At 56.6% G+C, this 26,753-nt stretch carries 25 protein-coding genes; 12 read left to right on the forward strand and 13 right to left on the reverse strand.

The genetic code is table 11. The features are described from left to right. Positions 1 to 92: 92 nt before the first annotated feature. The 7 genes from pyrI to QZ766_RS18820 all read right to left on the reverse strand — a co-directional run bounded on the left by pyrI (position 93) and on the right by QZ766_RS18820 (position 7,065). The gene (gene pyrI, locus QZ766_RS18790; RefSeq protein WP_297205847.1) at positions 93 to 554 is read right to left on the reverse strand and encodes an aspartate carbamoyltransferase regulatory subunit; all 462 of its coding nucleotides are present in this window, start codon (positions 552 to 554) and stop codon (positions 93 to 95) included. Positions 555 to 564: 10 nt separating this feature from the next. Next, positions 565 to 1,500, reverse strand: coding sequence for an aspartate carbamoyltransferase (gene pyrB / locus QZ766_RS18795; protein WP_297205850.1), 936 nt, complete (start codon positions 1,498 to 1,500; stop codon positions 565 to 567). 2 nt (positions 1,501 to 1,502) lie between these two features. After that, positions 1,503 to 1,640 (reverse strand): pyr operon leader peptide, encoded by a 138-nt coding sequence (pyrL, locus tag QZ766_RS18800; RefSeq protein ID WP_297205853.1) that lies wholly within the window; start codon positions 1,638 to 1,640, stop codon positions 1,503 to 1,505. Between the two features lie 144 nt (positions 1,641 to 1,784). After that, the gene (locus QZ766_RS18805; protein WP_297205855.1) at positions 1,785 to 3,803 is read right to left on the reverse strand and encodes an NADPH-dependent 2,4-dienoyl-CoA reductase; all 2,019 of its coding nucleotides are present in this window, start codon (positions 3,801 to 3,803) and stop codon (positions 1,785 to 1,787) included. A gap of 151 nt (positions 3,804 to 3,954) precedes the next feature. Beyond that, positions 3,955 to 4,845, reverse strand: a complete 891-nt coding sequence (locus QZ766_RS18810; protein ID WP_297205858.1) for a dihydrodipicolinate synthase family protein — start codon at positions 4,843 to 4,845, stop codon at positions 3,955 to 3,957. Positions 4,846 to 4,920: 75 nt separating this feature from the next. Beyond that, positions 4,921 to 6,300, reverse strand: a complete 1,380-nt coding sequence (gene ygjG / locus QZ766_RS18815; RefSeq protein ID WP_297205860.1) for a putrescine aminotransferase — start codon at positions 6,298 to 6,300, stop codon at positions 4,921 to 4,923. A 258-nt stretch (positions 6,301 to 6,558) separates the two neighbouring features. Further along, a complete protein-coding gene (locus tag QZ766_RS18820; protein ID WP_297205863.1) occupies positions 6,559 to 7,065 on the reverse strand; it encodes a PadR family transcriptional regulator in 507 nt (168 codons plus the stop codon). Positions 7,066 to 7,285: 220 nt separating this feature from the next. Here QZ766_RS18820 and QZ766_RS18825 point away from each other — a divergent pair, with 220 nt between their 5' ends. From QZ766_RS18825 to QZ766_RS18835, 3 genes are all read left to right on the forward strand, one after another. After that, entirely contained in the window at positions 7,286 to 8,056 is a 771-nt protein-coding gene (locus tag QZ766_RS18825; protein WP_297205866.1) for a siderophore-interacting protein, read from the forward strand. 490 nt (positions 8,057 to 8,546) lie between these two features. After that, entirely contained in the window at positions 8,547 to 9,185 is a 639-nt protein-coding gene (ycaC, locus tag QZ766_RS18830) for an isochorismate family cysteine hydrolase YcaC (RefSeq protein ID WP_297205869.1), read from the forward strand. Positions 9,186 to 9,549: 364 nt separating this feature from the next. Beyond that, a complete protein-coding gene (locus tag QZ766_RS18835; protein WP_297205871.1) occupies positions 9,550 to 10,968 on the forward strand; it encodes an MFS transporter in 1,419 nt (472 codons plus the stop codon). A gap of 33 nt (positions 10,969 to 11,001) precedes the next feature. On the opposite strand, the gene QZ766_RS18840 is transcribed toward QZ766_RS18835, so the two are convergent. After that, a complete protein-coding gene (locus tag QZ766_RS18840) occupies positions 11,002 to 11,883 on the reverse strand; it encodes an AraC family transcriptional regulator (protein WP_297205874.1) in 882 nt (293 codons plus the stop codon). Between the two features lie 184 nt (positions 11,884 to 12,067). On the opposite strand from QZ766_RS18840, the gene QZ766_RS18845 reads away from it, so the two are divergent. Genes QZ766_RS18845 through QZ766_RS18855 form a run of 3 tightly spaced genes read left to right on the forward strand, consistent with a single transcriptional unit; the run spans position 12,068 to position 16,358 of the window. Then, entirely contained in the window at positions 12,068 to 13,849 is a 1,782-nt protein-coding gene (locus tag QZ766_RS18845; protein WP_297205877.1) for a DUF2264 domain-containing protein, read from the forward strand. A 31-nt stretch (positions 13,850 to 13,880) separates the two neighbouring features. After that, the gene (locus QZ766_RS18850; RefSeq protein WP_297205880.1) at positions 13,881 to 15,146 is read left to right on the forward strand and encodes an oligosaccharide MFS transporter; all 1,266 of its coding nucleotides are present in this window, start codon (positions 13,881 to 13,883) and stop codon (positions 15,144 to 15,146) included. A 21-nt stretch (positions 15,147 to 15,167) separates the two neighbouring features. Then, positions 15,168 to 16,358, forward strand: a complete 1,191-nt coding sequence (locus QZ766_RS18855) for a glycoside hydrolase family 88 protein (RefSeq protein WP_297205883.1) — start codon at positions 15,168 to 15,170, stop codon at positions 16,356 to 16,358. A 112-nt stretch (positions 16,359 to 16,470) separates the two neighbouring features. On the opposite strand, the gene QZ766_RS18860 is transcribed toward QZ766_RS18855, so the two are convergent. After that, a complete protein-coding gene (locus tag QZ766_RS18860; RefSeq protein WP_297205885.1) occupies positions 16,471 to 16,635 on the reverse strand; it encodes a DUF1127 domain-containing protein in 165 nt (54 codons plus the stop codon). Positions 16,636 to 16,811: 176 nt separating this feature from the next. On the opposite strand from QZ766_RS18860, the gene QZ766_RS18865 reads away from it, so the two are divergent. From QZ766_RS18865 to QZ766_RS18885, 5 genes are all read left to right on the forward strand, one after another. Next, positions 16,812 to 18,254, forward strand: a complete 1,443-nt coding sequence (locus QZ766_RS18865; RefSeq protein WP_297205887.1) for a PLP-dependent aminotransferase family protein — start codon at positions 16,812 to 16,814, stop codon at positions 18,252 to 18,254. Positions 18,255 to 18,391: 137 nt separating this feature from the next. After that, positions 18,392 to 18,847: a MarR family transcriptional regulator gene (locus QZ766_RS18870; protein WP_297205889.1), complete on the forward strand. Its 456-nt coding sequence runs from the start codon at positions 18,392 to 18,394 to the stop codon at positions 18,845 to 18,847. Between the two features lie 12 nt (positions 18,848 to 18,859). Then, positions 18,860 to 19,927: an HlyD family secretion protein gene (locus tag QZ766_RS18875; protein WP_297205890.1), complete on the forward strand. Its 1,068-nt coding sequence runs from the start codon at positions 18,860 to 18,862 to the stop codon at positions 19,925 to 19,927. A 4-nt stretch (positions 19,928 to 19,931) separates the two neighbouring features. Continuing rightward, positions 19,932 to 21,017: a DUF2955 domain-containing protein gene (locus QZ766_RS18880; RefSeq protein ID WP_297206477.1), complete on the forward strand. Its 1,086-nt coding sequence runs from the start codon at positions 19,932 to 19,934 to the stop codon at positions 21,015 to 21,017. A gap of 312 nt (positions 21,018 to 21,329) precedes the next feature. Beyond that, positions 21,330 to 21,698 carry an antibiotic biosynthesis monooxygenase family protein gene (locus tag QZ766_RS18885; RefSeq protein ID WP_297205892.1) on the forward strand — a complete coding sequence of 123 codons (369 nt, stop codon included), beginning with the start codon at positions 21,330 to 21,332 and terminating at the stop codon, positions 21,696 to 21,698. 126 nt (positions 21,699 to 21,824) lie between these two features. On the opposite strand, the gene QZ766_RS18890 is transcribed toward QZ766_RS18885, so the two are convergent. The 4 genes from QZ766_RS18890 to QZ766_RS18905 all read right to left on the reverse strand — a co-directional run bounded on the left by QZ766_RS18890 (position 21,825) and on the right by QZ766_RS18905 (position 24,976). Continuing rightward, positions 21,825 to 22,064 (reverse strand): DUF2164 domain-containing protein, encoded by a 240-nt coding sequence (locus QZ766_RS18890; protein WP_297205894.1) that lies wholly within the window; start codon positions 22,062 to 22,064, stop codon positions 21,825 to 21,827. 13 nt (positions 22,065 to 22,077) lie between these two features. Next, complete coding sequence (locus QZ766_RS18895) at positions 22,078 to 23,355, reverse strand: DUF445 domain-containing protein (protein WP_297205895.1); 1,278 nt, start codon at positions 23,353 to 23,355, stop codon at positions 22,078 to 22,080. Between the two features lie 369 nt (positions 23,356 to 23,724). After that, positions 23,725 to 24,159 (reverse strand): DUF943 family protein, encoded by a 435-nt coding sequence (locus QZ766_RS18900; protein ID WP_297205897.1) that lies wholly within the window; start codon positions 24,157 to 24,159, stop codon positions 23,725 to 23,727. Beyond that, a complete protein-coding gene (locus QZ766_RS18905; protein WP_297205899.1) occupies positions 24,152 to 24,976 on the reverse strand; it encodes a DUF3289 family protein in 825 nt (274 codons plus the stop codon). Before QZ766_RS18905 ends, QZ766_RS18900 begins: the two co-directional genes overlap by 8 nt. A 387-nt stretch (positions 24,977 to 25,363) precedes the next feature. Between QZ766_RS18905 and QZ766_RS18910 the strand changes: the two genes are divergently transcribed. Then, on the forward strand, positions 25,364 to 26,734 hold the full coding sequence (locus tag QZ766_RS18910; protein ID WP_297205901.1) for an NAD-dependent succinate-semialdehyde dehydrogenase: 1,371 nt from the start codon (positions 25,364 to 25,366) through the stop codon (positions 26,732 to 26,734). Positions 26,735 to 26,753: the final 19 nt, after the last annotated feature.

Raw genomic sequence — 26,753 nt, forward strand, 5'->3', positions numbered from 1 at the left:
ACTTGACGCAGTTTACGCGCAGGCAGCCTGAAGTATGACGGGCATAAGGTACCCGGCCATTATAGGGAGCCGGGCAGGGGTTACCAACCTAATTAGTTGGCCAGTACCACGAAATGGGAAAACGCTTTCTCGCAGTATTTGCACTTCAGCACGATATCCTGCTCGCGCTTCTTCACGCTAAAGCTCGAGGCCACCGGCTCGGCGTGGCTGATGCAGTTGCTGTTCGGGCACACCAGCACGCCGTCGATGCGATCCGGCAGCGCCGGGCGGGATTTACCCACCACTTCATAATTGTCGATGCGGTTGACCGTCGCCTGCGGCGCGTACAGCGACAGCTGGTTAACCTGCTCGTCGGTCAAAAAGGTGTTTTCGATCTTGATCAGATCTTTGCGTCCCATCTCGCCGGAGGGCAGGTTCAGGCCGATGGTGATCCGCTGGTCGGTTTCGGTCAGCTTGAACAGGGTCAGCAGCTTAAAGCCCACCTGGGCCGGAATGTGGTCGATCACGGTGCCGCGCTTGATGGCTTCAACCTGCAGCTTGTTATCCTGAGTCATACGTTTCCCCTTACAGATCCAAATCGCTGTTCAGCACCAGCGCCAGCAGCGCCTGGCGAGCAAAAATGCCGTTGCCGGCCTGCTGGAAGTACCAGGCGTGCGGCGTCTTATCAACATCGGTGGTGATTTCATCAATGCGCGGCAGCGGGTGCAGTACTTTCATGTTATCGCGCGCCCCGGCCAGGTCTGCCGCGCGCAGCACGAACTGCGCTTTGACGTTGGCATACTCGGACGGATCGAGGCGCTCTTTCTGCACCCGGGTCATGTACAGAATATCCACCTCGGCCATGACCTCCTCGAAGGCGCTGTGCACGCTCCAGGCGATGCCTTTTTCATCCAGCATATCGAGAATGTACTGCGGCATCGCCAGCGCGTCGGGGGCGATAAAGTAGAAGCGGTTGCCGTTAAACTTCGCCAGCGCCTGAGTCAGGGAGTGGACGGTGCGGCCGTACTTCAGGTCGCCCACCATCGCCACGTTAAGATTCTCCAGCCGGCCCTGGGTTTCGCGGATGGTAAACAGATCCAGCAGCGTCTGGGTCGGGTGCTGGTTGGAGCCGTCTCCGGCGTTGAGCACCGGAATGCCGCCGGAAAATTCCGTCGCCAGCCGCGCGGCGCCCTCCTGCGGGTGGCGCATCACGATAGCGTCCACATAAGTGCCGATCACCGAGATGGTATCCGCCAGGGTTTCGCCTTTTTTACCCAGCGAGGTGTTGGCGCTGTCGGAAAAGCCCACGACGCTGGCGCCCAGGCGGTGCATCGAGGTTTCAAACGACAGGCGGGTGCGGGTCGAGGCCTCAAAGAAGCAGCTGGCAATCACCTTGTGCCTGAGCAGTTCGGGTTGCGGCGTGGCCTTTAGCTTCGCGGCGGTGGCCAGCACCAGTTCCAGGTCTTCGCGGCTGAGATCGTTTATTGAGATGATGTGTTTGTGATACAGCGGATTCGCCATGTTTATCTCCTGACGCCGGGCAAAAAAAAAGCCCCTTCAAAAAGGGGCTTAAGAATTTGGGAATGCAGCGGAAAGGAAAACGGCAGGCCGGCGTCTGTTTTCAGACGCGGTAAGACAGCGTGTCGTACACAGTTGACCATACTTCCTCCCGGCAAATCGACGGGCATTATACGCAGCCCGACGCGGGGATCAAGTGATTATTTGCACAATAGAAAACGTTTGCGCTGCTGATCCTGGCCCCGCGCGGCCAGCCGCACTTTTCGCGCCTGCGGGGCGTTGGGGCGCTAAATCTCCAGCGCCAGCCGGGTGCCCTGGCCGATAGCCCGGCGGGCGTCCAGCTCAGTAGCCACATCGCAGCCGCCGATCAGGTGCACCGGTTTGCCCGCCGCGCGCAGCGGCTCCGCCAGCTCGCGGCGCGACTCCTGCCCGGCGCAGAGAATAACGTTGTCCACCGCCAGCAGCTGCGGCTCGCCGTCGATCAGCACGTGCAGGCCCGCGTCGTCAATCTTCTGATAGCTCACCGACGGGATCATCTTCACCCCGCGCTTGAGCAGGGTGGTACGGTGGATCCAGCCGGTGGTTTTGCCCAGCCCTTCGCCGGGCTTGCTGGCTTTGCGCTGTAGCATCACTATCTGACGCGGGCTGGCGGGCTGATGCGCTCCTTCCGGACGCAGGCCGCCGCTCTGGGCCAGGCCGGTATCTATCCCCCACTCGACGCAAAAGGCGGCAATATCCTGGCTGGTGGCCTCTCCGCTCTGGCTCAGGTACATCGCGGTATCAAAGCCGATGCCGCCGCAGCCGATAATGGCCACCCGCGAACCCACCGGCTTTTTGTCCCGCAGTACGTCGAGGTAGGTCAGCACCTTCGGATGATCGATCCCCGCGATCGCCGGCCTGCGGGGCAGGATCCCGGTGGCGAGGATCGTTTCGTCAAAATCCTGCAGATCCCCGGCGGCCACCTGCTGGTTAAGTCGCAGGGTGATGCCGAGCAGATCCACTTTGCGCCGGAAGTAGCGCAGGGTTTCGTAAAACTCTTCTTTGCCGGGGATCTGCTTGGCGATATTAAACTGGCCGCCGGTTTCCCCGGCCGCGTCAAACAGCGTTACCCGGTGCCCGCGCGTGGCGGCGTTAATAGCGAATGCCAGCCCCGCCGGCCCTGCACCCACCACCGCCAGATTCTTTTTCTGTACCGCGGGCAGCACCGGCATCGTGGTTTCGTGACAGGCGCGGGGATTGACCAGGCAGGAGGTGACTTCACCGGCGAAGATCTGATCCAGGCAGGCCTGGTTGCAGCCGATGCAGGTGTTGATCTCATCCGCGCGGCCTTCCCGCGCTTTGGTCAGCAGCTCGGGATCGGCGAGGAACGGCCGCGCCATCGACACCATATCCGCATCGCCGCGGGCCAGGATCGCGTCGGCCACCTGCGGATCGTTAATGCGGTTGGTGGTGATCAGCGGCAGCGAGACTTTGCCTTTCAGCTTGCGGGTTACCCAGCTAAACGCTCCGCGCGGTACCGGCGTGGCAATGGTCGGAATGCGCGCCTCGTGCCAGCCGATACCGGTATTGATCAGCGTTGCGCCTGCGGCTTCCACCGCCCGGGCCAGCTCAACCACCTGATCGAACTCGCCGCCGCCCTCCACTAAATCGAGCATCGACAGGCGGTAGATAATAATAAAGCGCTCGCCTACCCGCCGGCGCACGGCGCGCACCACCTCGACCGCAAAGCGCATCCGCCGCGGCCAGTCTCCGCCCCAGTCGTCGTCGCGCTGGTTGGTGCGGGCGGCGAGAAATTCGTTGATCAGATAGCCTTCGGAGCCCATCACTTCCACGCCGTCGTAGCCCGCTTCCTGCGCCAGTCGGGCGCAGCGTGCGAAATCTTCAATCAGCTGGAGGATCTCGTCGTGGCTCAGGGCGTGGGGGGCAAAGCGGTTAATCGGTGCCTGAATCGCAGAGGGGGCCACCGGATGCGGCTGGTAGCTGTAGCGCCCGGTGTGCAGGATCTGCAGCGCGATTTTGCCTCCGGCCTCGTGTACCGCGTCGGTGACCGGGCGGTGGTGGGCCACCTGTGCGGGATCGTTGAGTACCGCGCCGCCCTTCATGGTGACGCCGGAGGGGGTCGGCGCAATTCCGCCGGTGACGATCAGCGACACCCCGTTGCGGGCGCGCTCGGCGTAAAACGCCGCCAGCCGCTCGCTACCGTCCGGATGCTCCTCCAGCCCGGTGTGCATCGAGCCCATCAGCACGCGGTTTTTCAGCGTGGTGAAACCTAAATCCAGCGGGGCGAACAGCGACGGGTAGCTCATAATCATCTCTTCCGGAATGTAAAATAATTGTTATGTGGTCGGATGAGTTTAATTTAGCGCCGGCGGCGAAAAAGGGAAAAGGGCAGTGCGGTGAATGTGATGGGAGTCAAAGATTGAGGATGCGAATGGGCGCCCGCATCCTCCCGGCAGGCTATTCCAGCGCGCCGGTGGCCAGAAACTCCTCCAGCGCGCGGCGCTCTTCGCCGCTAATGCTCTGCAGCGGAAAGGGCAGCGCCGGGGCGGCGACGTGGCCGAGCATTTCTGCCGCCGCGGCCACTACCCGCAGGCTGCCGCGGGCGTTAAACAGATCCCACAGCGGCGCCAGCCGCTCGTTGCTGTCGGCGTCGCCCCGGCGCGCGGCGCGGAGAATATCCACGCAGGTGCGTGGAAAAAGTCCCGCGAGGACCGAATACCAGACGTCAAAGCCGGCGCAGAGCGCGGAAGGTGCCTGCCTGTCGCCGCTGACGCCGAGAGAGACGTGCGGCGGCAGCCGGGCGCGCAGCGCGGTTGCCAGCGCCGCTTTGTCCGCCGCCGCGGCCGGAAGCCGGTTCAGCTTCACCGAGCCGACGCCGGGCAGCCGGGCGACGGCGGCCAGCAGATCGTCGCTGAAGGTAAAGCGGGTTCCTCCGACGTTTTCATAGACGCACAGCGGCACCGACAGGGATTCACTCACCCGCGCGTACAGGCGATAAACCTCGACGTCGGTGAGCGGCTGGTAGCTCACCGGAGCCAGCAGCACCGCGCTGACCCCGGCGCGCTGGGCATCGTCGGCCGCGCGCAGAATATCGTCCAGCCGCAGAGCGCCGATGCCTACCATCACCGGAATTTTTCCCGCCTGCGCTACCGCCAGTTCGGCGACTCGCGCCCGCTGGTCGAGCGCCAGGTAGGGATAGCTTCCCGTTGAGCCGAGCACGCTGAGGGTATCGACCTCTGCGTCCACTATCCTGGCCAGCAGCTTCGCCAGCGCCGGTTCGTCAATGCGACTGTCGCGAAGGGGCGTCAGCGGGAAGGCGCTGAGCCCCTGAAAGAGGGGGGAAATCATACTGTTTTCCTTGGTGAATAAATAAAAAAAAGCCCGGTGACGTTAAACGCGCACCGGGCTTAATAGTGACTATCTTCAGGCCTGCTCCGCGGTCACCCGCAGCGCAACCAGCGCTTCGCGCGCCGCTGTCAGTACCTGCTCGCACTGCTCAACGGTGAGGGTTAGCGGAGGCTCAACGCGGATGGTTTTGGCGTTGTTAAGCGTGCCTGCCACCAGCACCCGCTGGCGGAACATCTCGCTGGCGAAGGTGTAGCCAATTTCGTTATCGACAAACTCAATGGCCATCAGCATCCCCTTGCCGCGCGCTTCCTGGATAAGATCCGGGTATTCACGCGCCATCTCGCGGAAGCCGTCCAGCAGCATCTCCCCTTTCTGCGCCGCCTGGGCGGGCAGGTTCTCTTCCAGCAGGACGTTGATGGTCGCCAGCGCCGCGGCGCAGGCCAGCGGGTTGCCGCCGAAGGTGGTGGTGTGCAGGAACGGGTTGTCGAACAGCACCGAGAACACCTCTTCCGTCGCCACCGTCGCGCCAATCGGCATCACGCCGCCGCCGAGGGCTTTCGCCAGGCACAGAATGTCCGGCTGGACGTTCTCGTGCTCGCAGGCAAACATTTTGCCGGTGCGGCCCATGCCGGTCTGCACTTCGTCGAGGATCAGCAGGGCGCCGAACTCGTCGCACAGCTTGCGCACGGCGGGCAGGTAGCCGACCGGCGGCAGAATCACTCCACCTTCGCCCTGGATAGGCTCCAGGATCACCGCCGCCACGTCGTCACCGGTCTTTTTGCACTCGCTCAAGGCGCTGCGCATGGCGCTGATATCGCCGAAAGGCACGTGGCGGAAGCCCGGCAGCAGCGGCATAAACGGCTTGCGGAAGGTCGATTTCGCGGTGGCCGATAGCGCGCCGAGGGATTTACCGTGGAAAGCGCCGCTGGTGGCGATAAAGGTAAATTTGCCGCGCGGCGACTGGTAGGCTTTGGCCAGCTTAATCGCCGCCTCGACCGATTCGGTGCCGCTGTTGCAGAAGAAGCTGTACTTCAGCTTGCCCGGCGTCAGGGCGGCGAGGGTTTTTGCCAGCATGGCACGCAGGGGATCGAGCATCTCCTGGCTGTGCAGCGGCTGTTTCATGAGCTGATTCTGTACGGCGGATACGACAACTGGATTACGGTGCCCCACGTTAAAGATGCCAAAGCCACCCAGGCAGTCGAGGAACTCCTGCCCCTGGGTGTCGACAAGGGTATTTAAACCGCCTGCCTGCCATTCTACGGCTCCGTAATCCCCGCCGGCGGTTACAGACTTGCGATACTCAAGAAAGCCCGGATTGACGTGCTCTTTAAAGTATTCTCTGACCTCCTGGTTGAGAGCTTTCATTTCCTCATGGTCGAGCGTGCGCTTTTCGATGAGATTCAGTGCGTGTGCGCTGCAGGCTAAGGCCGAGGCGCTGGAAGGTAACCTGTTCAAAATATTCTCCTGGCATCGCGTATCACATGATACTGATTTAAGTATTGCAGGGTTTACGCCAGAGAGAAGAGGGGGGATAAAATCAAGATAAACGCCAGGAGGAACGACGTTGTTACAGTATTTTATCATTTTGAGAACATTCTGCTGCGAGTTTACTCCTGAAGCGACTACTTAAAACGTTCACTATTTTGAACGGCTTGCCCTGCCATGGTGCGCAAATGCCCCATTTTGGGGCAGCAGCAGAATATAGCGGAGGATTCAGGGGAGCTGCGAAATTTCCATCGCCGCACTGTCGATAACGGCGATGATTTTTTTCAGCTGGGCATCATCAATCGGCTGCTGGTTGATCTTCAGATCCAGCACCGCTTTAAAATTTTCCAGCGCCCGCTTCATCTGCGGATCTTTACGCAGGGCGTGGCCGAGGCTTCTTGCCTGCAGGCGCCGCTGGATTTCACCCAGCGGCTGCTGCTGGGCGGCGAGCGCCCGGCGGCCCGCCTCGGTAATGGCAATCATTCTGCGCCCGCTTTCTGCGTCCGCCACGGTGACCAGGCCCTGGGCCTGAAGCTGATCGAGCGTTGGATAGATGACGCCGGGACTGGGGGTATAACCGCCCTGAGTCAGGCACTCCACTTCTTTGATCAATTCGTAGCCGTGGCTGTCGCTGCGGGAGAGGATGTCCAGCAGCACCAGGCGCAGCTCGCCGTGGCCAAAAAAGCGCTGGCGGCGGAGGCCGTGCCGATCCACAGGTTGTTCAGGCTGATTCATGGTAAAACCCTTAATAAAGATATATCTAACTTATATCTAAATATGAAAAATTAGCAATAGCATAGCCAGAATACGAATTAATGACATGATTATAAAGAATATATTCACAACGTGCGGGCAGTAAAGACTATATCAAAAAGCGCTTGCTTTCTTCTTGTTTAGCAATCATTATCATTCGCATCAATTTAGATATATCTTTTTCTTAGACGAGGTAGGCGCGATGACGACTCAGCAAAAAAACAAATATCCCCAGCGCGTGCGTAACGAGCTGCACTTTCGCAAGCTGACGGTGCTGCGCGTGGAGCGCATTGGCGCGGCGTTCCAGCGGGTGGTGCTGGGCGGTGAAGCGCTGGAGGGATTTATCTCCCAGGGTTTTGACGACCATACCAAGCTCTTTTTCCCCGCCCCCGGCACCACTTTCGTCCCGCCGACCGTCACCGATGAAGGCATTATCTGGGCCGACGGCCCGCGTCCGGCCACCCGTGATTACACTCCGCTGTACGATAACGCGCGGCACGAGCTGGCCTATGACTTCTTTATTCACGACGGCGGCGTGGCCAGCGAGTGGGCGATGCAGGCGAAAGCCGGGGATACGCTTACCGTTGCCGGCCCGCGCGGCTCGCTGGTGGTGCCGGAAGATTACAGCTGGCAGCTGTACGTCTGCGATGAATCCGGTATGCCTGCGCTGCGCCGCCGTCTGGAAAGCCTGCGCCAGCAGGCGGTTCTGCCGAAGGTGAAAGCCATTGTTACCGTGGCTGACGCCGCGTGGCAGGATTACCTGGCGGACAGCGGATTTGAGATCGAGTGGATTATCGGCCACGATGAAAGCGCCATCGCCGCCGCGCTGCAGGCCGTGACCGTGCCGGCAGAAGACTATTTTATCTGGGTGACGGGCGAAGGGGCGGTCGTGAAGTCGCTTACCGATAATTTTGTCACCGGTGACATCAACCCGCACCTGGTGCGTTCTCAGGCCTACTGGCATCGTAAATAAGAATTCCTCCGGGGCTAAAAGAGAGTATTCTCATTGGCCCCGCTATATCCCCTTCTTTATTTCCATTATTTTTTAGGGTTAATAGTTCACTGCTGTTAATCTTCTCACTTTATATCGCATGCTAAAGATTAGCCTTTTCATAGCGTCATAATAATTCCTCTTAATAATCAGTAACTACAAAACATTACAAAAACTGAAATCAAATAAGCGTAGCGCGCTTTTATTTCTTTTAATTGTAGGTTAAGGTTGTTTACTATCATTTGGTAATAAAAATCGTTGCCATAAATGAAAAAACACAGTGTTGTGTTTATTCGTTTCATAATTTGACAAATTGAAAGTCATTGTCTATACCCATAGCAATTACGTGGAGAATATTTTTTTAATCCGCTAAGGTTGCAGGGGTATGGGCTGTTTTTTTAAACGCAGATGAACTTATTCACTGTTTATATAAACAGTTGCCTAACAGATTTTAACCAGAGGAGTTTTAATAATGTCCAAGCCTTATGTACGCCTTGATAAAGACGACGCCGCTGTCCTGTTTGTTGACCACCAGTCTGGCCTGCTCAACATGACCCGCGATTTTAACCCGGACCAGCTGCGCAACCGCGTTATTGGCCTGGCCGATCTGGCAAAATTCTTTAACCTGCCGGTTATCCTGACCACCAGCTTCGAAGACGGCCCGAACGGCCCGATCGTGCCGGAGCTGGTAGAGCGTTTCCCGGATGCACCGTACATCGCCCGTCCTGGCCAGATCAACGCCTGGGACAACGAAGACTTTGTTAACGCGGTTAAAGCCACGGGTAAAAAGCAGCTGATCATCGCTGGCGTGGTCACCGAAGTCTGCGTAGCGTTCCCGTCGCTGTCCGCGCTGGCTGAAGGCTATGACGTGTTCGTTATCGCCGATGCTTCTGCTACCTTCGATGCAATTTCCCGTGAAACTGCGCTGGATCGTATCCAGGCCGCAGGCGGTCAGATCCTGACCTGGTTTGCTGCCGCAGGCGAGCTGCAGCGCGACTGGCGTAACGATATCCAGGGCTTTGCCGGTATCCTTGGCCCACACATCGCACCTTATTCTAACCTGATTCAGAGCTACACCCGCGCTCAGGAAGAAGCGAAGAAAAGCAAGTAATACTGCCCGGCGGGAAAGGATTCCCGCATTATTTATCCTCCCCTTCTGCGTACACGTTTTATTATTATCTCCTCCTCTCTTGTTTACTAAAATCCCTCTTGTAAATAGTAACCCTTTTTGAGGCTGCGGTTTATTGGCGGCGGCTTTTTTGCGCTGATGATTCTCCATGTCAGTATTTCTCATTAATAATGGTGAAATGAATCAGTAAATTTGAATATGCCTGGCGAAGCTAAAAACCTAAACTTTTATTATGTTTTAAATCCTCGCGCGGAGGGGGAATTAACTATTTTAAAACACCCGTTTACGGCGATACCCTGAATAATCCAGACAGGCATGCGAAAAAAATAAAAGACAGGGGACTGCAATGGCCGAGTGCGTGACAACCGGGCGCGACGAACCGGATAACCAACAACCTTTTTATCAGCAGGATCTGGCGGCGCGCATAGACGCGCTGCCCGCATCCGCCGGGCTATGGAAATTCATTATCCTGCTGTCGCTCGGCGGTTTCTTTGAACTCTACGATCTCTTCCAGACCGGGTACATCAGCGGCGGGCTGGCCGCCGACGGCATTTTTCACGCCGGCGGACAGGGAGCGTTCGGTATTGCCGACAGCGCCGCGTTTGCCGCGGCGACTTTTCTTGGCTTGTTCATCGGCGCCAGCCTGCTCAGCCCCTGGGCCGATCGCATCGGGCGGCGCGCCACCTTTATGTACGCCCTGCTGTGGTACGGCCTGTTTTCGCTGCTGATGGCCTGCCAGCAGCAGGCGGAATGGGTGATCTTCATGCGTATGATGGTGGGAATTGGCCTCGGCGTTGAGCTGGTGACCATCGACACCTATCTCACCGAGTGGGTGCCGGCGCCGCTGCGCACCCGCGCCTTCGCCTTCGCCTTTTTTATCCAGTTTCTCTCCGTGCCCGCCGTGGCGCTGATGTCGTGGTGGCTGGTGCCGCAGACGATATTCGGCCTCAGCGGCTGGCGATACGTGGTGATTATCGGCGCGCTGGCCTCGGTGCTGGTGTGGGTCATCCGCAAGCGGCTGCCGGAGTCGGCGCGCTGGCTGCTCCAGCAGCGGCGCTTTGGCGAGGCGCGGCGGGTGATGCGCGATATGGAGACGCGCTGCGGCGTCGTTGACGGGGAGGATTTTCCGCCGCGCGCCGCGCCGGAGGCCGCAGGGCCGGTACGCGGCAGCTTCCGGGATATCTGGTCGCCGCGCTACCGCGGGCGCACGGCTACTATGATGGTGATGAATATCTTTCAGGCCATCGGCTTTTTTGGTTTCGGCAACTGGCTGCCCGCGCTGCTTTCCGGCCAGGGCGCTTCCGTCACCCACAGCCTGCTGTACGCCTTCTTTATTACCCTGGCTTACCCGCTGGGGGCGCTGCTGTGCAGCCGCTACGCCGACCGGATGGAGAACAAATGGCAGATTGTGCTGGCCTGCCTGACCACGGTGGTGTTCGGCTCGCTGTTTGCTCTCCAGAGTAGCCCGGCGTGGCTAATCGTCTGCGGTTTCTTCATCACCTGGTCCAACGCCTGGCTGACCTACAGCTACCACTCGTATCAGTCGGAGGTCTTTCCCACCTACATTCGCGCCAGGGCAGTGGGGTTCTGCTACTCCTTTAGCCGCCTGTCGACGGTGTTCAGCAGCATTATTATCGGCTTTATTCTGCAGTACGGCGGCACCGGCGGGGTTATCGCCTTTATCGTGGCGAGCATGCTGATCGTGATGCTAACCATCGGGATTTTCGGGCCGAAGACCCGGGGTGTCGATCTGGAGGATATCTGACTCGCGGCGCGGGGCAGGGGCTGGCACATTTCTCTAGGGGATTGACGCCCGCCCGCCGGAGGGCGCGTACGCTTTTCGATACTGGAGAGGCGTCTTGCCCATGTTTTTACGAAAGCTGGTGATAAACCAGGCGTACTCCGGAAAACCGACCTGTTCTGCTATCTCGCGTACGGAGTCGGCGCTGTGCAGCAGCAGATCGCAGGCCTGGCGGATGCGGCGCATCATCAGGTATTCCTGAATGGTGCCGCCGGTCTCGGCGTGGAAGCGGCGGGAGGCGTGGCCGCGGGAGCAGCCCATTTCCGCGGCGATATCTTCCAGCGTGCAGCGCTGGTGGAAATGACTTTCTATCCAGCGGATCACGCTGGCGGAGAAGGTGTTGTGCCCGCGCTCGACCTCTTCGTGGGGCAGCAGGCTCAGCAGCTGCATAATCAAAAAGGCGCTGTCGCTGATGTTAAACGAGTCGCTTTTACTCAGGGTTTCAAAGCGCGCGAGCAGCGCTTCAATCACCGGCTGTTCGTCGCTGACATCAAACACCCGCGCCTTTTCACCGTGGGCGCACAGCTGGCGCAGCAGCATCTGCTGGCGCGGAAAATCCCGCAGATACTGATCGATCACCGTGCGGTTAAAGTGCAGCGTGGTGCGGTGATAAACATTACGCGCGTCCTGCTCGACGAATACTTTGTGGATTTTTCCCGGTGGGAAAATAAACAGCCGCCCGGGTTTCACGGTGTACTGCTGATTCTCCATCAGAGCAATGCCGACGCCCTGAGAAATGGAGAGGATCTCCACGCACTGGTGCCAGTGATAGTAGTTAGCAGGCATATTTTTCATGCGGTTGAAGTAAATCGACTTGTCATTCAGGTTGATGTACTCGAGGTAATTCTTGTCTGCCGCCTGCGGGGCTCTGTTGCTCATGGCAATGCTCGCAATGTGAATAAACTTAAGTTTTTATCATCGAAATGAAATTTTAGCCGCAGTTTGGCCGCAAATGTTGTTCATGATTACGTTCGCTACGTAGAAATACGATGATTGTCACATTTATGTTACCTGTTACTTACCTATCATATAACCGAAACAAGAATTGAAACGGGGTTTCAGAATGCGTAGCAGAGATGAATATTGCCAGACCGCAGAGCAGTGGATAGCCGACGCGCTGCCGTGGTTTACCCGCAACAACACGCGTCTTAATGCCGGAGAAACGTCAGCGACGTATCCGCAGGACGTGGCGGGGATGGAAGGCTTTATTCGCCTGCTGTGGGTGCTGGTGCCGCTGCTGAACGGCGGCCGGGGCGAGCATCTGCGCGATACCTTTGTGGACGGTATTCGCCGCGGCACCGATCCGGCATCGCCGGATTACTGGGGTGACCTGGGTGACAACGATCAGCGCCTGGTTGAGATGGCCGCCTTCGGGCTGGTGCTGGCTCTCCCGGACAGCGGCGTGTGGGGCGCCCTGTCCGCTGACGAGCAGCGCAATCTTGAGCGCTGGCTCAACCAGAGCACGGATGTGGCGATGCCGGATAACAACTGGCACTTCTTTCCGGTGCTGGTGCAGATGGGCCTGAAGTGCGCCGGCTGCCGCTACGACATGGCGGTGATTGACCAGCATCTTAACGCGCTGGAAGCTTTCTGGCTGGGCAACGGCTGGTACAGCGATGGCGCCGGCAAACCGCGGGACTATTACATCTCCAGCGCGTTTCACTTTTACAGCCTGCTGTACAGCCACTTTATGCAGGATATCGATCCCGAGCGGGCACTCTGCTATCGCCAGCGCGCGCGCCAGTTTGCCCATGACTACGTTTACTATTTCACCGCGGACGGCAGCGCCGTGCCTTTTGGCCGCAGCCTTATCTACCGCTTTGTGCAGGTGGCATTCTGGAGCGCCGCCGCCTTTACCGGGCTGGACGTTTTCAGCCTGCCGGTGCTCAAAGGGCTTATTTTACGCCATATCGACTGGTGGCTGGAGCAGCCATTTATTGGCCGCGACGGGCTGTTTTCTCTCGGCTACACCTATCCAAATCTGGTGATGACCGAAGACTACAACGCGCCGGGTTCGCCCTACTGGGCCTGCAAGGCGATGCTGGTGCTGGCCCTGCCCGCGGAGAGCGAATTCTGGCAGTGCGAGGCCGCGCCGCTGCCCGCTCTGGACCTCGTGCATCCCATTGCTGAAGCCGGACAGGTTATCGTGCGCGACCCGCAGGGCCAGCACGTCTGGATGGTGATGTCCGGGCAGTATGACCGGAATAATTTCGTCAATTTTGACGCTAAATACTGCAAATTTGCCTACTCCAGCCACTTCGGCTTTACGGTTGAGCGGGGCATCTACGGCCTGAACCACGTGGCCTGCGATTCCGCGCTGATGTTCAGCGAGCAGGACGGTTACTGGCGCGGGCGGCGGGAGTGCGAGTCGGTGGAGATGCAGGGTACCTGCATCCGCAGCGTCTGGCGTCCCTGGCAGGATGTCGTTGTCACCACCTGGCTGATTGCTCACGAGCAGGGCCACGTGCGTATTCACCGGGTTGAAACCCCGCGTTTACTCGACTGCGTAGAAGGAGGATTTGCCGTCAACCGCCACCGCGATTTGCGTATCGTTCAGGGCGAGCACGGCATGACGTTAAGCACTACATCCGGCGTCTGCCAGATTGACGATCTGCTGGCCCAGCGGCTGCCGCTCAGCGTCACCGTACCGCCGAACAGCAATATTTTGTATGCATCACCGGGGGAAATCCCCTGCCTGAGCACCACGCTTCAACCGGGTACGCACTGGCTGGGCTGTTTTGTCCGCGCCGTGCCGTCGCCTGCGTTGCCGCCTTCACCAGGGGTGTCATTCGATAGCGTAAATCAGGTGCTCAATATTAATAATAAAACCCTACAGATAAAATAAATGACGCACTCGCGTGCGCGTGGAGATAAAAATGACAAACCCTGTACAGTCGACAAGGTCGGCGTATATTAAGCTCAGTTTATTTGTCTTCCTGTTTACCTTTACCTGGGCCGCCAGTTTTGGCCTGTATGCCATCTGGCTCGGCGATAAAGCTGGACTGAATGGCGTGGAGATTGGCACCGTATTTGCGGTTAACGGTATCTTCGCCGTTATTATTAAGCCGGTTTACGGATATATTATGGATAAAATAGGCATGAAAAAACATCTGCTCTATTTTGTCTGTATTATCTCCGCGCTGATGGCACCGTTTTATATCTGGGTTTATTTGCCGCTGCTGGAGACGCATTTTATCTCCGGAATGATTGTCGGCGCGCTGTTCTTCAGCCTCGGCTGGTATGCCGGGGTGGCGGCGGAGGAGTCCTACATCGACCGCTTTAGCCGCCTGTATCAGATGGAGTTTGGCCGCATCCGCATGTGGGCGGCGCTGGGCTGGGCTACCGCGTCCTCGTTCTCGGGCTACCTCTATAATATGTCGCCGAAAATTAACTTCGCCATCAGCAGCGTGTCGGCGCTGTGCATGCTGGGAGTATTATTAACCCTGAAGGTCGATCAGTTTGGCAAAGAAGATAATAACGTGTTGTCGAAAGAGAAAATCGTTATTAGCGACGTCTTTGCCCTGTTCCGTAATAAAAAATTCTGGACCTTTTCCCTGTATATTGCCGGCGTGGCGTGGATGATGTTTATTGCCGAACAGCAGTTCTCGCGTTATTTCGTCACCTTCTTCAGCACTAAAGCCGAAGGTAACGCCATGTTCGGCTATATGAGTACCGTACAGTCTGCCGCGGAATTTTTCGGCATGATGCTGGTCCCGGCGATTATTAACCGCATCGGCGCCAAGCAGGGCATGATCCTCACCGGACTGGTGATTAGCCTGCGGCTGATTATTTCGGGCCTGACCACCGATCCGCTGATTATCTGCCTGGTGAAACCGCTGTACGGCATCGAAATCGCCCTGATTCTGGTCTCCGTTTTCAAATATATCGCCGAGCATTTCGACAAGCGCGTGAATGCCACCATGTATCTGCTGGGCTATCAGGCGATGGTGTACGTCGGTTCGGTGGTTATCGCCCCGCCGGCGGGCTACGGCTACCAGACCATCGGCTTTGGCCACACCTATCTGATTATGGGCCTGGTGGCGCTGGTCTTCACCGGCATCTCCACCCTTACCTTATCAACCTGCAGGCAGCATAAGCAGGCGGCGGCCATTCCCCGCCGCGGCCAGCAAGCCGTTCACTAAAGTACAGAAGTGAGAAAACCGATGTCTGAGACAATTAATAAAGAAATGATTGCCCCGCAGCGCCTGCGCGACGGCGAGCGGCTGGCCATTAGCCAAAAGATCCGCGACGCGATGCCGGGTATTCTGGCGGCGGTGGACCGCAACAGCGGCTACTTCGGCCTGCGCTTCCCGGATGCCGCCTGCAAAGAAGGCGTTTATCCGGTGATTGATAATCAGGAGTGGACCACCAGCTTCTGGACCGGCCAGCTGTGGCTGGCCTGGGAGTGGAGCGGTAAGCAGGCCTACCGGGAGCTGGCCGAGGCGCACGTGCGATCCTTTGGCGAGCGCATCGCCACCCGCGACCACACCGACCACCACGATCTCGGCTTTCTCTACAGCCTCTCCTGCATCGCCGCGAACAAGCTGACCGGCAATCGGGAAGCGAAGTATATCGCCCTGCAGGCGGCGGAAGTACTGATGGAACGCTACCACGAGAAGTGCGGGATCATTCAGGCCTGGGGCGCGCTGGATAACCCCGAGCAGCAGGGGCGGATGATTATCGACTGCAACATGAATCTGCCGCTGCTGTATCAGGCTTCGCTGATCGGCGGCGACAATCGCTACGCCCGCGCCGCCGAAAGCCACATCGAGCAGGCCCGGCGCTATATCGTGCGCCAGGACGGATCGACCTTCCATACCTACTTTATGGATGTGAACACCGGCGAGGCGCGCTTTGGCAATACCCACCAGGGCTTCTCCGACGACTCCTGCTGGTCGCGCGGCCAGGCGTGGGGCGTCTACGGTTTTCTGCTCAACTATTTATATACCGGCGACGCGCGGCTGCTTGAGCTCAGTCAGACGCTGGCCAACTACTTCATCAACCGCCTGCCGGAAGATCTCATCTGCTACTGGGATCTGGCCCTGACCGATCCGCGCAGCGAACGCGACAGCTCCGCCAGCGCCATTCTGGCCTGCGCCCTGCTGGAGCTGGTGAAGCAGCTGCCGGTTACTCACCCGGACCGCGAAACCTACGAAGCGGTCGCTCTGCGCACCATTGAAAAGATGCTCGACGGCTATCTCAATAAAACCCACAAAGCGGGCGAAGGCCTGCTGGAGCACTCGGTATATCACTTCAAGGGCAATGTCGGCGTGGACGAGTGCTGCGCGTGGGGCGATTACTATCTGATGGAGGCGCTGACCCGAGCGGTATCCACCTGGAACAGCTACTGGTAATACATCGGGCAATATAATCGGGGTGTGGCAACGACATGTTGCAGCGCCTGTATCGGCTGACCTTCTCTCTCCAGGGCCGGCAAGTGATACAGGCGTTTTTTTATTTGCTCTGTTATTCACAGTCGGAGCGGCGCAGCCCGATATCTCTCAGCTGATCGTCATCCAGCCTGCGCAGCATCTGCCGGGTTTTGTAGGCCCGCCACTCTTGCGCCAGCCAGCGCCCTACCTGCACATAAAAATGAAACGGTCTTTTTGCTCTGTTTGCGTCAAATTCCATTGCCTGCCTCCTCGTTAGCCTGTAGCGCTATCTTCGCCCGGCGGGGTGCTGGCAATACAGATTCAAAATATACTTTTTTTTAACATACAGATGGCGTAGAAAAGAGACTGAACCGCAATTTTATGCGCCATCTGTACCGGTTTTTGTCCCGGAACAGTATAAATAAGAGATACAGAATGACCCGATATCAGCACCTGGCTAATCTGATCGCCGAGCGTATTGAGCAGGGCCTCTATCGTCCGGGAGAGAAGCTGCCCTCGGTGCGCGCCCTGAGCCAGGAGCACGGCGTCAGCATCAGCACCGTCCAGCAGGCCTACCAGCAGCTGGAAACCCTGCAGCTGATCGTGCCCCGTCCCCGGTCGGGCTACTTTATTGCACCGCGCCACGCCCAGCCGCCGGTGCCCGCCATGACCCGCCCGGTCCAGCGCCCGGTGGACGTCACCCAGTGGGAGCAGGTGCGGACGCTGCTCGACGCGCGCCACGATAAAACCATTATCCCGTTCGGCGGCGGCGCGCCGGATGTGGATCAGCCGAGCCTGAAGCCGCTGTGGCGGGAGATGAGCCGGGTTATTCAGCACTGCCCGCAGGACATTCTTAGCTATGACTCCCTGCAGGGCCGCCGCGAGCTGCGCGAGCAGATAGCCCGCCTGATGCTGGACGGCGGTTCGGCGGTAACGGCGGAGGATATTGTGATCACCAGCGGCTGCCACGCTGCCCTGTCGATTGCGCTGCTGGCAGTCTGCGAGCCTGGCGATATTGTGGCGGTGGAATCCCCCTGCTATTACGGCACCATGCAGCTGCTGCGCGGCTTCAATATCAAAGCCATCGAAATTCCCACCGATCCGCAGAGCGGTATCAGCGTGGAAGCCCTCGAACTGGCGCTGGAGCAGTGGCCAGTCAAAGGCGTTATTCTGGTTCCCAACTGCAACAATCCGCTGGGGTTTATCATGCCCGAGGCCCGCAAGCGCCAGGTGCTGGCCCTGGCCCAGCGCTACGACATCGCCCTGTTTGAAGATGACATTTACGGCGAGCTGGCAAACGACTATCCGCGCCCGCGCACCATTCATTCGTTCGATATCGACGGCCGCGTACTGCTGTGCAGCTCGTTTACCAAAACCGTCGCGCCCGGCCTGCGCGTCGGCTGGGTGGCGCCCGGACGCTACCGCGATCGGGTGCTGCACATGAAATACGCCGCCAGCGCTACCAACGTGCCCGCCACCCAGCTGGCGGTGGCGGCCTTTGTGCGCGAGGGCCACTACCACCGGCATCTGCGCCGGATGCGGCAGATCTATCAGGCCAATATGGAAACCTACACCTGCTGGGTTCGCCAGTATTTCCCCTGCGGCATATGCCTTACCCGGCCCCAGGGCGGCTACATGCTGTGGATAGAGCTTCCCGAGCAGGTGGACATGGTGTGCGTGGCGCTCCAGCTGCGCCGGCTCAATATTCAGGTGGCGCCGGGATCGCTGTTTTCCGCCGCCGGAAAATACCGCAATTGCCTGCGCATCAACTGCGCCCTGCCCACCAGTGAGCAGAACCGCCGGATAATGCAGCAGCTCGGCGAAGCGATTTATATTGCGATGGATGAGCCGGCGGCGGGGGAGGTGGTACAGGGCTAAGCGGATACAAAGAGAGCGCCGAAAAACGGCCGATTTGCCACGCATAGTCGACGAGAAATGTAAAATATAAAATTCGTTTCTTGATAGTTACCATGATAAGTATTATCTTGCTCCTCGTCCTGTACGAGGGGATCGCAATGACCGAAGAAGAACTCTTTAATCGCCGTGCGCTGGGAATGCGCATGGCGATGCTGGTGCGTCAGTGGCGCGCTATCGTTGATAGCACCATTACCGATACCGGACTGACTCAGTCAACATGGACCGTGCTGCTGCAGCTCTCTCAGCTGGGTGATAACGTCTCCGTGAGCGAACTTGCCGAAGTACACGGCATCGAACTCCCGCCGCTAATGCGCATTCTCACCCAGCTCGAAAAGCAAGAGTACCTGCTGCGTACGATATCGCCGTACGACAAGCGCTGTCGGCTGTTGAAATTAACGCCGAAAGGGCACGAATTGTTGAAAAAACTGACTACAGTTATTGAAGAGACACAGCAGCGCATAACGCACAATATTCCCGTTGAAGATATGAATGTTTTTAGTAATACGCTTAACCAGCTCGCCTGCAACATGCGAAATTTTCGCAAAGAAAAATAAAAGACTTTTACCATGATGACGCCTGAACAGAAGTTCGCCCGCTGGGTGCGGGTTAGTATTGCCATTTTCCTGCTGATGTTCGGCTGGTTTATCGTCGCTGATATCTGGATCCCGCTTACGCCGGATGCCACGGTGATGCGTAGCGTAACGCCAGTCTCATCGCGGGTTTCGGGCTATGTCTCTCACGTTTACGTGCACAATAACAGCACGGTCAAGAAAGGCGATCTGCTCTATGAGCTGGATCCGACGCCGTTTATTAATCGGGTGGATGCCGCGAAAATCGCCCTCGAACAGGCTCGCCTCAGCAACCAGCAACTGGACGCGCAGATTGCCGCCCAGCAGGCCAATCTGCGGACGGCTGAAATCAGTTCCAGCAACGATCGCCGCACCTTTAACCGCTACCAGAGCCTGGGCAAAACCCAGTACGTGTCGCAGCAGGATCTGGACCGGGTGCGTACCGCCTGGCAGAGCAGCGAGCAGTCCATCAGCCAGCTGCAGTCGACGATCCGCAACCTGCAGATCCAGCGCGGCGAGCGCGATGAAGGCCGCAACGTGACGATCCAGAAGTATCAGAACGCGCTGGAGCAGGCGCAGCTCGATCTCGGCTGGACGCAGATCCGCGCGGAGACCGACGGCACCGTCAGCAACCTGCAGCTCAATGCCGGTATCTACGCCTCCGCCGGTACCGCAGTGCTGGCGCTGGTGAGCGAGCGTGATGATATCGTGGCCGACTTCCGCGAGAAGAGCCTGCGCCACACCCGGCCGGGCACCGAAGCGGCGGTAGTGTTTGACGCCCTGCCGGGCAAGGTCTTTCCCGCCCGCGTCGCCAGCCGCGACGCCGGTGTGCTGGCTGGTCAGGAAGCAGTTAACGGCCAGCTGTCGCAGCCGGAAACCTCCAACCGCTGGGTGCGCGACGCCCAGCGCATGCGCATTCACGTGATCCTCGACGAGCCGCTGGACATACAGCTGCCCACCGGCGCGCGCGCCACGGTGCAGCTCTACAACCGCGAAGGGCCGCTGGCCAGCTTCTGCGCCGGGCTGCAAATCCACCTGATTAGCCTGTTCCACTATGTCTACTAAGCGTATGGGGTCGATCAACACGCTGGCGCGGGTATTTACGCCCCACGACAATATCGTTTTTTCGGCCAACGACTTTCGCCAGACGATACGCATCTCGCTGGCCGGCACCATCGCGCTGAGTATCTCGACATTTTATAACGTGCAGTACGGCGTTTTTTACGTCGTCTATCCGGTGATGCTGCTGTCGCTGGTGCCGGTGTTCAACGCCCACGTCGCCCGCCAGTTTATTGCCAGCGCGGCGGTGAACTGCGTTGAAATGATCGTTATTGCCGGCTATCTGTCGCGCTGGCCGGTGATTATGACCATGGCGGTATTCGTTCTGTACGCAACGCGCTTTCGCTTTATGAGCAAGGGCCCGCTATTTTTATTTGGCTCAATGGGCGTGGTGTGCCAGAGCACGATGCTCAATTTCATGAGCTACCCGACCAACAGCTGGCACACGCTGCTGTTTTCCAATATGGAGGCCTGCGTGCTGGCGGTGGCGCTCAGCGCGCTGCTGCATTACCTGATACCGGACGCCGAGCCGCGCCAGCCGCCGCCGCGTATTGAAAAAAACGCGGCGCGCATTCGCCACGAATATCTGCTTGCCGGCTCGGTGGCGACCCTCAACTTCGTGGTCTTTCAGATGTGTGATTTGAGCGACTCGCTGTCGGCGCAGATGGCCAGCATTCTGGTGCTGTTCCCGATGAGCTATCGCGGATCGGTGCTCAGCTCCCTGTGGCGCGTGGTGGGCGTAGGGCTATCGTGCCTGTACATCCTGGTGGTGCAGATAATCCTCTACGATCACAGCCGGCATATGGTGCTGATGATGCCGCTTATTGGCCTGGGGCTGGCGTTCAGCGCCCGGCTGCACGTCATGGAGAAAGTGGGCGCCGGCGTGGGCTTTGCCAGCATCACCACTATCGGCATTATGTTTGGCCAGAATATGCACCCCGAGCAGGACCTGGTGTTCAGCGATCTCTACCGCATCAGCTCCGTGACTATTTCGCTGCTGATCACCCTGACGGTGGTATTTCTGGTACACAAGATCCTTAACCTGTTTGAGCCGACGCGGTTTGTCGTGACCGATCCGGCGCAGGGTGGGAAATAGGCCCCGACCAGGCCGGTGTTGCCCGCTGCCGTGATGTTAATTACTGACATCGCGGCAGCGTCAAAAGCATAAAACCGCTAAACAAACAGATACCTCCGTGAATGCTGTCGTTTAAGTATTACACCTATCTATGTCTTCATTGTTCGAGACAGGCCGCCGGAAGCCAGGCCGGGCGCGGAAATTTATGCGCTGAGAATTGACTGTTATGGAATAACATTCTACGTTTTTGAACAACTCTCTCAAATTATTTCAGTCTCATTTTTCATCTGGTCGGACTACTATTCCCACGTCACTGAATTTGCGGAATATACGATGAACATATTGAAACGCTGTGCCTTTGCCGCCGCTATTTCCCTCGCCGCTTTTTCCGCGTGGAGTGCCGGGACACCGAATCCGGTAATTGAAGTCGTGACCCTTAAAATTAAACCCGGGATCTCCGATGCCGAGTTTCAGAAAATTGACCACGCTGTTGAAGAGCAGCACGTCTCCCGGCAGCCGGGATTTATCTCCAGAGAATCAGCGGCCGGGAAAGCCGGAAGTTGGCTGGTGATTGTGCACTGGAAAAGCATAGCGGATGCGCAGGCGTCGATGAACAGCTTTGAAAGCGTGCCCGCAGCGAAGACGTTCATGGACAGTATTGTGCCCGGATCGATGACCATGACACGCTACCAGAAACCCTGAAGTAATGCAGTTGCTGTAAATCCTGAAGCTATGCAGTAGTTATAAGTAGATAATAATTCACCTGTTATATTTTGATGTGCCACCACCAGGGACCGGCGGCAGTCGTCAGACTGCCGCCGGACTCCTTTAGTAAATCTTCCTTAAATCCATCTCTTCCTGAATACGGTCGCTGTACGCCAGATGCGTGCGGATCGCCTCATCAATACCGGCGTTAAAAAATACCGGGCCGAGCTGCGCGATAATAAAATCAATAAAGAACTCCGCGTCAAACTGCCCCAGTTCAATATCAAAGTTTGCCTCGCAGTAGGTTTCCAGCCTGCGGCGCAGCAGCTCGCGCTGTTCCTGCGTCAGGGTAATCTCTTGCATGGTTTCTCCTTGTTTACTGCGCCCAGCCCAGCAGGGCGGGAAGCTGCGACAGCAGCCACAATACCAGCCCGATGCTGCCGCCCACCAGCGTGCCGTTAATGCGGATGAACTGCAGATCTTTACCGATATTGAGCTCAATTTGCCGCGACATATCTCTGGCGTCCCAGCTCTTTACCGTGTCGCTGATGTGGCGGGTAAGGAAGGTGGCAAAGTCTGGCGCCGCGCGGCGGGCGGCCTGCTCCAGGTGCTCGTTCAGCGAGTTGCGCAGCGCCTCATCAGCCATCAGCGTTTCGCCAAGCCATAGCCCGGCGTCGCTGATGTGCTGCGCGATGCGCGAGTCAGGGCTTGCCATATCCGCTTTGAGCCAGCCGCGCAAATCTGACCACATCTGCCCGAGGTAGCCGTTAAACGCTTCGTCGTCTTTAAGCCAGCGCTTAATGCCTTCGGCCCGCACGGCCATCTCCGGATCGGTTTTCAGGTTATTAATAAGCCGCTGCACCGCCCGGTCAAAGCCCTGGCGCAGCTGGTGGCCGCTGTCGCGGCTGACGTCATCCAGCAGGGTATTGACCGCATCAGCCACCAGTTCGGCGCTGTGCTCTCCGAGCCAGGCTTTCGGCAGTACTTTTGCCTTCAGCGGATGCTCTTTCTCCAGCCAGTGAATAATCTGCCGGCTGATGAATGCCCGGCTGCTCTCCTTATTCAACAGGGCGATAAGCTGTTCGATAGCGGCGTCCAGCAGACGCTGGTGGCGCTGGTTTTTGGTCATGCTGTCGAGGATCAGCGCGCTGGTGCCGGTCAGATCGACCTTATCCAGCGCTTTATGTACCGCGCGCTTAAGCAGCCCCTGGATGCGCGCGTCGTCGGTAAAGGCCAGAAAGCCGCCCATCAGCTGCAGCAGATACTGGCCGACGCGCCGCGAGTTGTCCGGCTGGCTGAGCCAGCGGCCTATTAACAGAGCAGGTTCGTATTTCTGAATCAGCCCAATCAGCGACTGGGTATCGAGAAACTTTTCCTGCACGAACTGCGCGAGATTGTCGCCGATCCGGTCTTTATTGCGCGGGATGATCGCCGTATGACGGGCGATAAAGGGCAGCGGCACCCGGCGAAACAGTGCCACTACCGCAAACCAGTCCGCCAGCGCGCCGACCATCGCGGCTTCGGAAATCGCCTTTAGCGCGCTGACCCAGCGCGCGGGTGGCAGAAACAGAGTGGTAATAAATACCGCGGCCGCCGCCAGCAGCAGAGAGAGCGCCAGCAGCTTGGCCCGCTTGAGTTCAGCTAATTTATTCATCTGACTAGCATAGAGCGGGAAGGGGCGGGAGTGCAAAGGCGAAGGATGATTTTCAGCGCGGGTTACCTTGATTCCAGAGAGGTCTCTGGATTGAGAATGATAAAATAATGACCGCTGGTATCTGCTTATCTGCAGCACTAAAGCCTGCTCTTATTACGAGGTGAAATTCCTGCCGCCTACCGGCGATAACGGCGCGCTTAAGGGGCGATTTCCGGCCATTTGTGGGATCATCTGGGCGACGGAAAATGTGAATGGCGGGCTTAAATAATGACGCCGCGTTAAAACGGTTTAAGACGGCGGACGTATCTGTAAAGAGAAACAGCGCATCCAGCATTTTGCTTGTGGATGGCGCGGTATCATTCGATGGGGTTACTTTTCATCGATTTTATTGTCGCCAATACTGATGATTATGCCGCCGCGGCGATTATTTTCGACGCGCATAAGGAGTTCTTTATCGATGCATTTATCTTTATCAAAACACATCATATCTTGGGTGTCAGCGTTAAAGATCCTCACGTCCCCTTTAGGCAGTTTCTTAAATCCATTACCATAGTTCCAGATGTCTACGTACCAGTCTCCGTTACTGGCCATAACAGGGATATTAAATTTATTTTTCAGCTTCTCCCGGTTGTTCTTCCACCAGGCAATTTTCCCATGCTGCGTTAGAGGAAAGTGTTTAATAATGATGTTATTAAAATTCAGTTCTTTACTTACAAATATGATTTCTGGTTTTCTAATTATATTTATATAGCTAATAGTTGATAGTATAATCAATATGAATATCCATGAAGTATATTTACGCATTTCTTTTTCCTTTTATTTTTATATATGTTTCAATGTTAGTAAAGAAAGGCTTAAAGCCATAGTTCTGCGATCTTTGTAAAACAAACCAAGTTTTGAAAAAATAAAATTGTTGAAATTTCCAATCCTTAATATCATTTTGGTCTAGACCAAAATGATCCTGGGCTTTATATCGAATCAGACATCTATATTCACTTTGATTAATATCAATTTCATCTATGGTAATCTCCATACTATACATATCATGTACAGCAAGACCTAATCCATTGAAATTATCCTCAGCTCTTGTGAATTTTGGGAGGATGCCACCTTTAATATTAAGCGTTATCTGAGGTAAGGCTTCTATAGGTAAATATTTTTTTTCATAATCAATGTTTTTATCTAAAATTTCTTTAATACGTTTTAATGAACTATTAGGGGAATTGTCAGAAATAATTTGGTGGTTGAAAGCAGAATTAAGTGACACATTGCTAAAGCTACGACCCTGTGCGGTTTGGAGGTGTGTGATCATCTGCTTTATAATATCAGTGTTTGGACCCCAAAAAGAAAATGGAAGCGTTAATCTTCTCAAATCATCAAACATTAGTTTAATGCATTCATGCTTACTAATTCTTTTTCCAGTCGTTGGATAATAGAAACGATTATGAGGATGGCTGAATGCTGGCAAGAGCTCCATAGAATATGGATTGACTACGGTAGAAACGTCTCGAAGATTGAAGTGATTTTGCAGACAGGAGTCAGTCAGATCTCCATATCTCATATCATCTGAACTGCTGTCATTAAATCCATTTTGAGTAGAGTAGATTAGTAAAGGGGTCATGTAATAACACTCCATTGATTACAGTAATAAAATTATAAACTATTCGGAAACTGAAAACACTAAAAATAATTATTAGTAAAGCCTGTTAATAGAATGGTTATTATAGGAGGAAAGCTATTTCTCTTTTTCTATAGTTTTCATACTGATAAACTTAAATAATTGAATTATGTCGAATGATTGGCGCATTGTTATAAAGGTTATGGTCTTGATAAATTCAAACTTATAACCTTCAGTACCCGATTGGTGCAGGGTAAAATAATTATTACACTTTGACCTCTCAGAACCGTCCGTAAATCCCACCCTCCCCGGCGCTATCAACTACCCTTAATGGTCTACGTCATATTTTTGACTGCATTTAGATTGTAACCAGAGGAAAGGAGACACCAGATGGCCTACCAGACAGTGAACCCCGCGACAAATAAACTCATCAAAGAGTACACCAATCACTCGGCGGCGGACGTGGAAGCCGCGCTGAAAAAAGCGCACGCCCTGTATAAATCCGACTGGGCGAAGGGCGATATCGATCAGCGCCTGCCCGTGCTGCACCGGCTTGCAGACCTGATTGACGGCCGCGTTGAGGAGCTGGCCAAAATTGCCAGCGAGGAGATGGGCAAGCTTATTGAGCAGAGCCGCGGCGAAGTGAAGCTATGTGCGCAGATTGCCCGCTACTACGCGGACAACGCGAAAGAATTTCTCAAGCCGGTTCCCTACAAAACCGAGCTTGGCGATGCGTGGGTTGAGCACCATCCTATCGGCGTGCTGATGGCGGTTGAGCCGTGGAACTTCCCGTATTATCAGCTGATGCGCGTTCTGGCCCCGAACCTGGCCGCCGGTAACCCGGTGCTGGTCAAACATGCCAGCATCGTGCCGCACTGCGCCGAGGTATTTGAGCACCTGGTGCGCGAAGCAGGCGCGCCGGAAGGCGCGTGGACGAACCTGTTTATCTCTTCGGATCAGGTGGCGGAGATTATCGCCGACGATCGCGTGCAGGGTGCGGCGCTGACCGGTTCGGAAAAAGCCGGGAGCGCGGTGGCCTCACAGGCGGCCAAGTACCTTAAGAAATCGACCCTCGAGCTGGGCGGTAACGACGTGTTCGTGGTGCTCGACGATGCCGATCTGGAGAAAGCGGTGAAAATCGGCGTTCAGGCGCGCCTGAATAACGCGGGCCAGGTCTGCACCGCCGCGAAGCGCTTCATCCTGCACGAAAAAGTGGCCGACGCCTTCCTCGACAAGTTCACCCAGGCTTTCAAAGCGGTGAAGATTGGCGATCAGCTGGACGAAAGCACCGAGCTGGGGCCGCTGTCCTCTAAAGAGGCGCAGGAAACTCTGACTAAACAGGTGAACGAGGCCGTTAAAAATGGCGCGACCCTGAAGCTCGGCGGCAAGCCGGTGCAGGGCGAGGGCAGCTTCTTTGAGCCGACGATCCTGACCAATATCTCCCGCGAAAACCCGGCTTACTTCGAAGAGTTTTTCGGCCCGGTAGCGCAAATCTACGTGGTGAAAGATGACGACGCGGCGGTCAAGCTCGCCAACGATTCCCACTACGGTCTGGGCGGGGCGGTATTCAGCCAGAATATCGATCGTGCGAAGAAGATGGCCTCGCGTATCGAAACCGGTATGGTCTACATCAACTGGCTCACCGATACTGCGGCGGAACTGCCGTTCGGCGGCGTGAAGCGTTCAGGCTACGGCCGCGAACTCTCTGATTTAGGCATTAAAGAGTTTGTGAACCAGAAGCTGGTAGTGGTTAAAAGCTAATCCACTCCCGCACGGCCCC

It is taken from the genome of uncultured Pluralibacter sp., from assembly GCF_913775985.1.
In the GTDB taxonomy this organism is placed as follows: domain Bacteria; phylum Pseudomonadota; class Gammaproteobacteria; order Enterobacterales; family Enterobacteriaceae; genus Pluralibacter.

Excerpts from the sequence above, each read along its gene's own strand:
- pyrI (WP_297205847.1), bottom strand. The coding sequence starts at position 554 with ATGACTCAGGATAACAAGCTGCAGGTTGAAGCCATCAAGCGCGGCACC.
- pyrB (WP_297205850.1), bottom strand. The coding sequence starts at position 1,500 with ATGGCGAATCCGCTGTATCACAAACACATCATCTCAATAAACGATCTC.
- pyrL (WP_297205853.1), bottom strand. The coding sequence starts at position 1,640 with ATGGTCAACTGTGTACGACACGCTGTCTTACCGCGTCTGAAAACAGAC.
- QZ766_RS18805 (WP_297205855.1), bottom strand. The coding sequence starts at position 3,803 with ATGAGCTACCCGTCGCTGTTCGCCCCGCTGGATTTAGGTTTCACCACG.
- QZ766_RS18810 (WP_297205858.1), bottom strand. The coding sequence starts at position 4,845 with ATGATTTCCCCCCTCTTTCAGGGGCTCAGCGCCTTCCCGCTGACGCCC.
- QZ766_RS18820 (WP_297205863.1), bottom strand. The coding sequence starts at position 7,065 with ATGAATCAGCCTGAACAACCTGTGGATCGGCACGGCCTCCGCCGCCAG.
- QZ766_RS18825 (WP_297205866.1), top strand. The coding sequence starts at position 7,286 with ATGACGACTCAGCAAAAAAACAAATATCCCCAGCGCGTGCGTAACGAG.
- ycaC (WP_297205869.1), top strand. The coding sequence starts at position 8,547 with ATGTCCAAGCCTTATGTACGCCTTGATAAAGACGACGCCGCTGTCCTG.
- QZ766_RS18835 (WP_297205871.1), top strand. The coding sequence starts at position 9,550 with ATGGCCGAGTGCGTGACAACCGGGCGCGACGAACCGGATAACCAACAA.
- QZ766_RS18840 (WP_297205874.1), bottom strand. The coding sequence starts at position 11,883 with ATGAGCAACAGAGCCCCGCAGGCGGCAGACAAGAATTACCTCGAGTAC.
- QZ766_RS18845 (WP_297205877.1), top strand. The coding sequence starts at position 12,068 with ATGCGTAGCAGAGATGAATATTGCCAGACCGCAGAGCAGTGGATAGCC.
- QZ766_RS18850 (WP_297205880.1), top strand. The coding sequence starts at position 13,881 with ATGACAAACCCTGTACAGTCGACAAGGTCGGCGTATATTAAGCTCAGT.
- QZ766_RS18855 (WP_297205883.1), top strand. The coding sequence starts at position 15,168 with ATGTCTGAGACAATTAATAAAGAAATGATTGCCCCGCAGCGCCTGCGC.
- QZ766_RS18860 (WP_297205885.1), bottom strand. The coding sequence starts at position 16,635 with ATGGAATTTGACGCAAACAGAGCAAAAAGACCGTTTCATTTTTATGTG.
- QZ766_RS18865 (WP_297205887.1), top strand. The coding sequence starts at position 16,812 with ATGACCCGATATCAGCACCTGGCTAATCTGATCGCCGAGCGTATTGAG.
- QZ766_RS18870 (WP_297205889.1), top strand. The coding sequence starts at position 18,392 with ATGACCGAAGAAGAACTCTTTAATCGCCGTGCGCTGGGAATGCGCATG.
- QZ766_RS18875 (WP_297205890.1), top strand. The coding sequence starts at position 18,860 with ATGATGACGCCTGAACAGAAGTTCGCCCGCTGGGTGCGGGTTAGTATT.
- QZ766_RS18880 (WP_297206477.1), top strand. The coding sequence starts at position 19,932 with ATGGGGTCGATCAACACGCTGGCGCGGGTATTTACGCCCCACGACAAT.
- QZ766_RS18885 (WP_297205892.1), top strand. The coding sequence starts at position 21,330 with ATGAACATATTGAAACGCTGTGCCTTTGCCGCCGCTATTTCCCTCGCC.
- QZ766_RS18890 (WP_297205894.1), bottom strand. The coding sequence starts at position 22,064 with ATGCAAGAGATTACCCTGACGCAGGAACAGCGCGAGCTGCTGCGCCGC.
- QZ766_RS18895 (WP_297205895.1), bottom strand. The coding sequence starts at position 23,355 with ATGAATAAATTAGCTGAACTCAAGCGGGCCAAGCTGCTGGCGCTCTCT.
- QZ766_RS18900 (WP_297205897.1), bottom strand. The coding sequence starts at position 24,159 with ATGCGTAAATATACTTCATGGATATTCATATTGATTATACTATCAACT.
- QZ766_RS18905 (WP_297205899.1), bottom strand. The coding sequence starts at position 24,976 with ATGACCCCTTTACTAATCTACTCTACTCAAAATGGATTTAATGACAGC.
- QZ766_RS18910 (WP_297205901.1), top strand. The coding sequence starts at position 25,364 with ATGGCCTACCAGACAGTGAACCCCGCGACAAATAAACTCATCAAAGAG.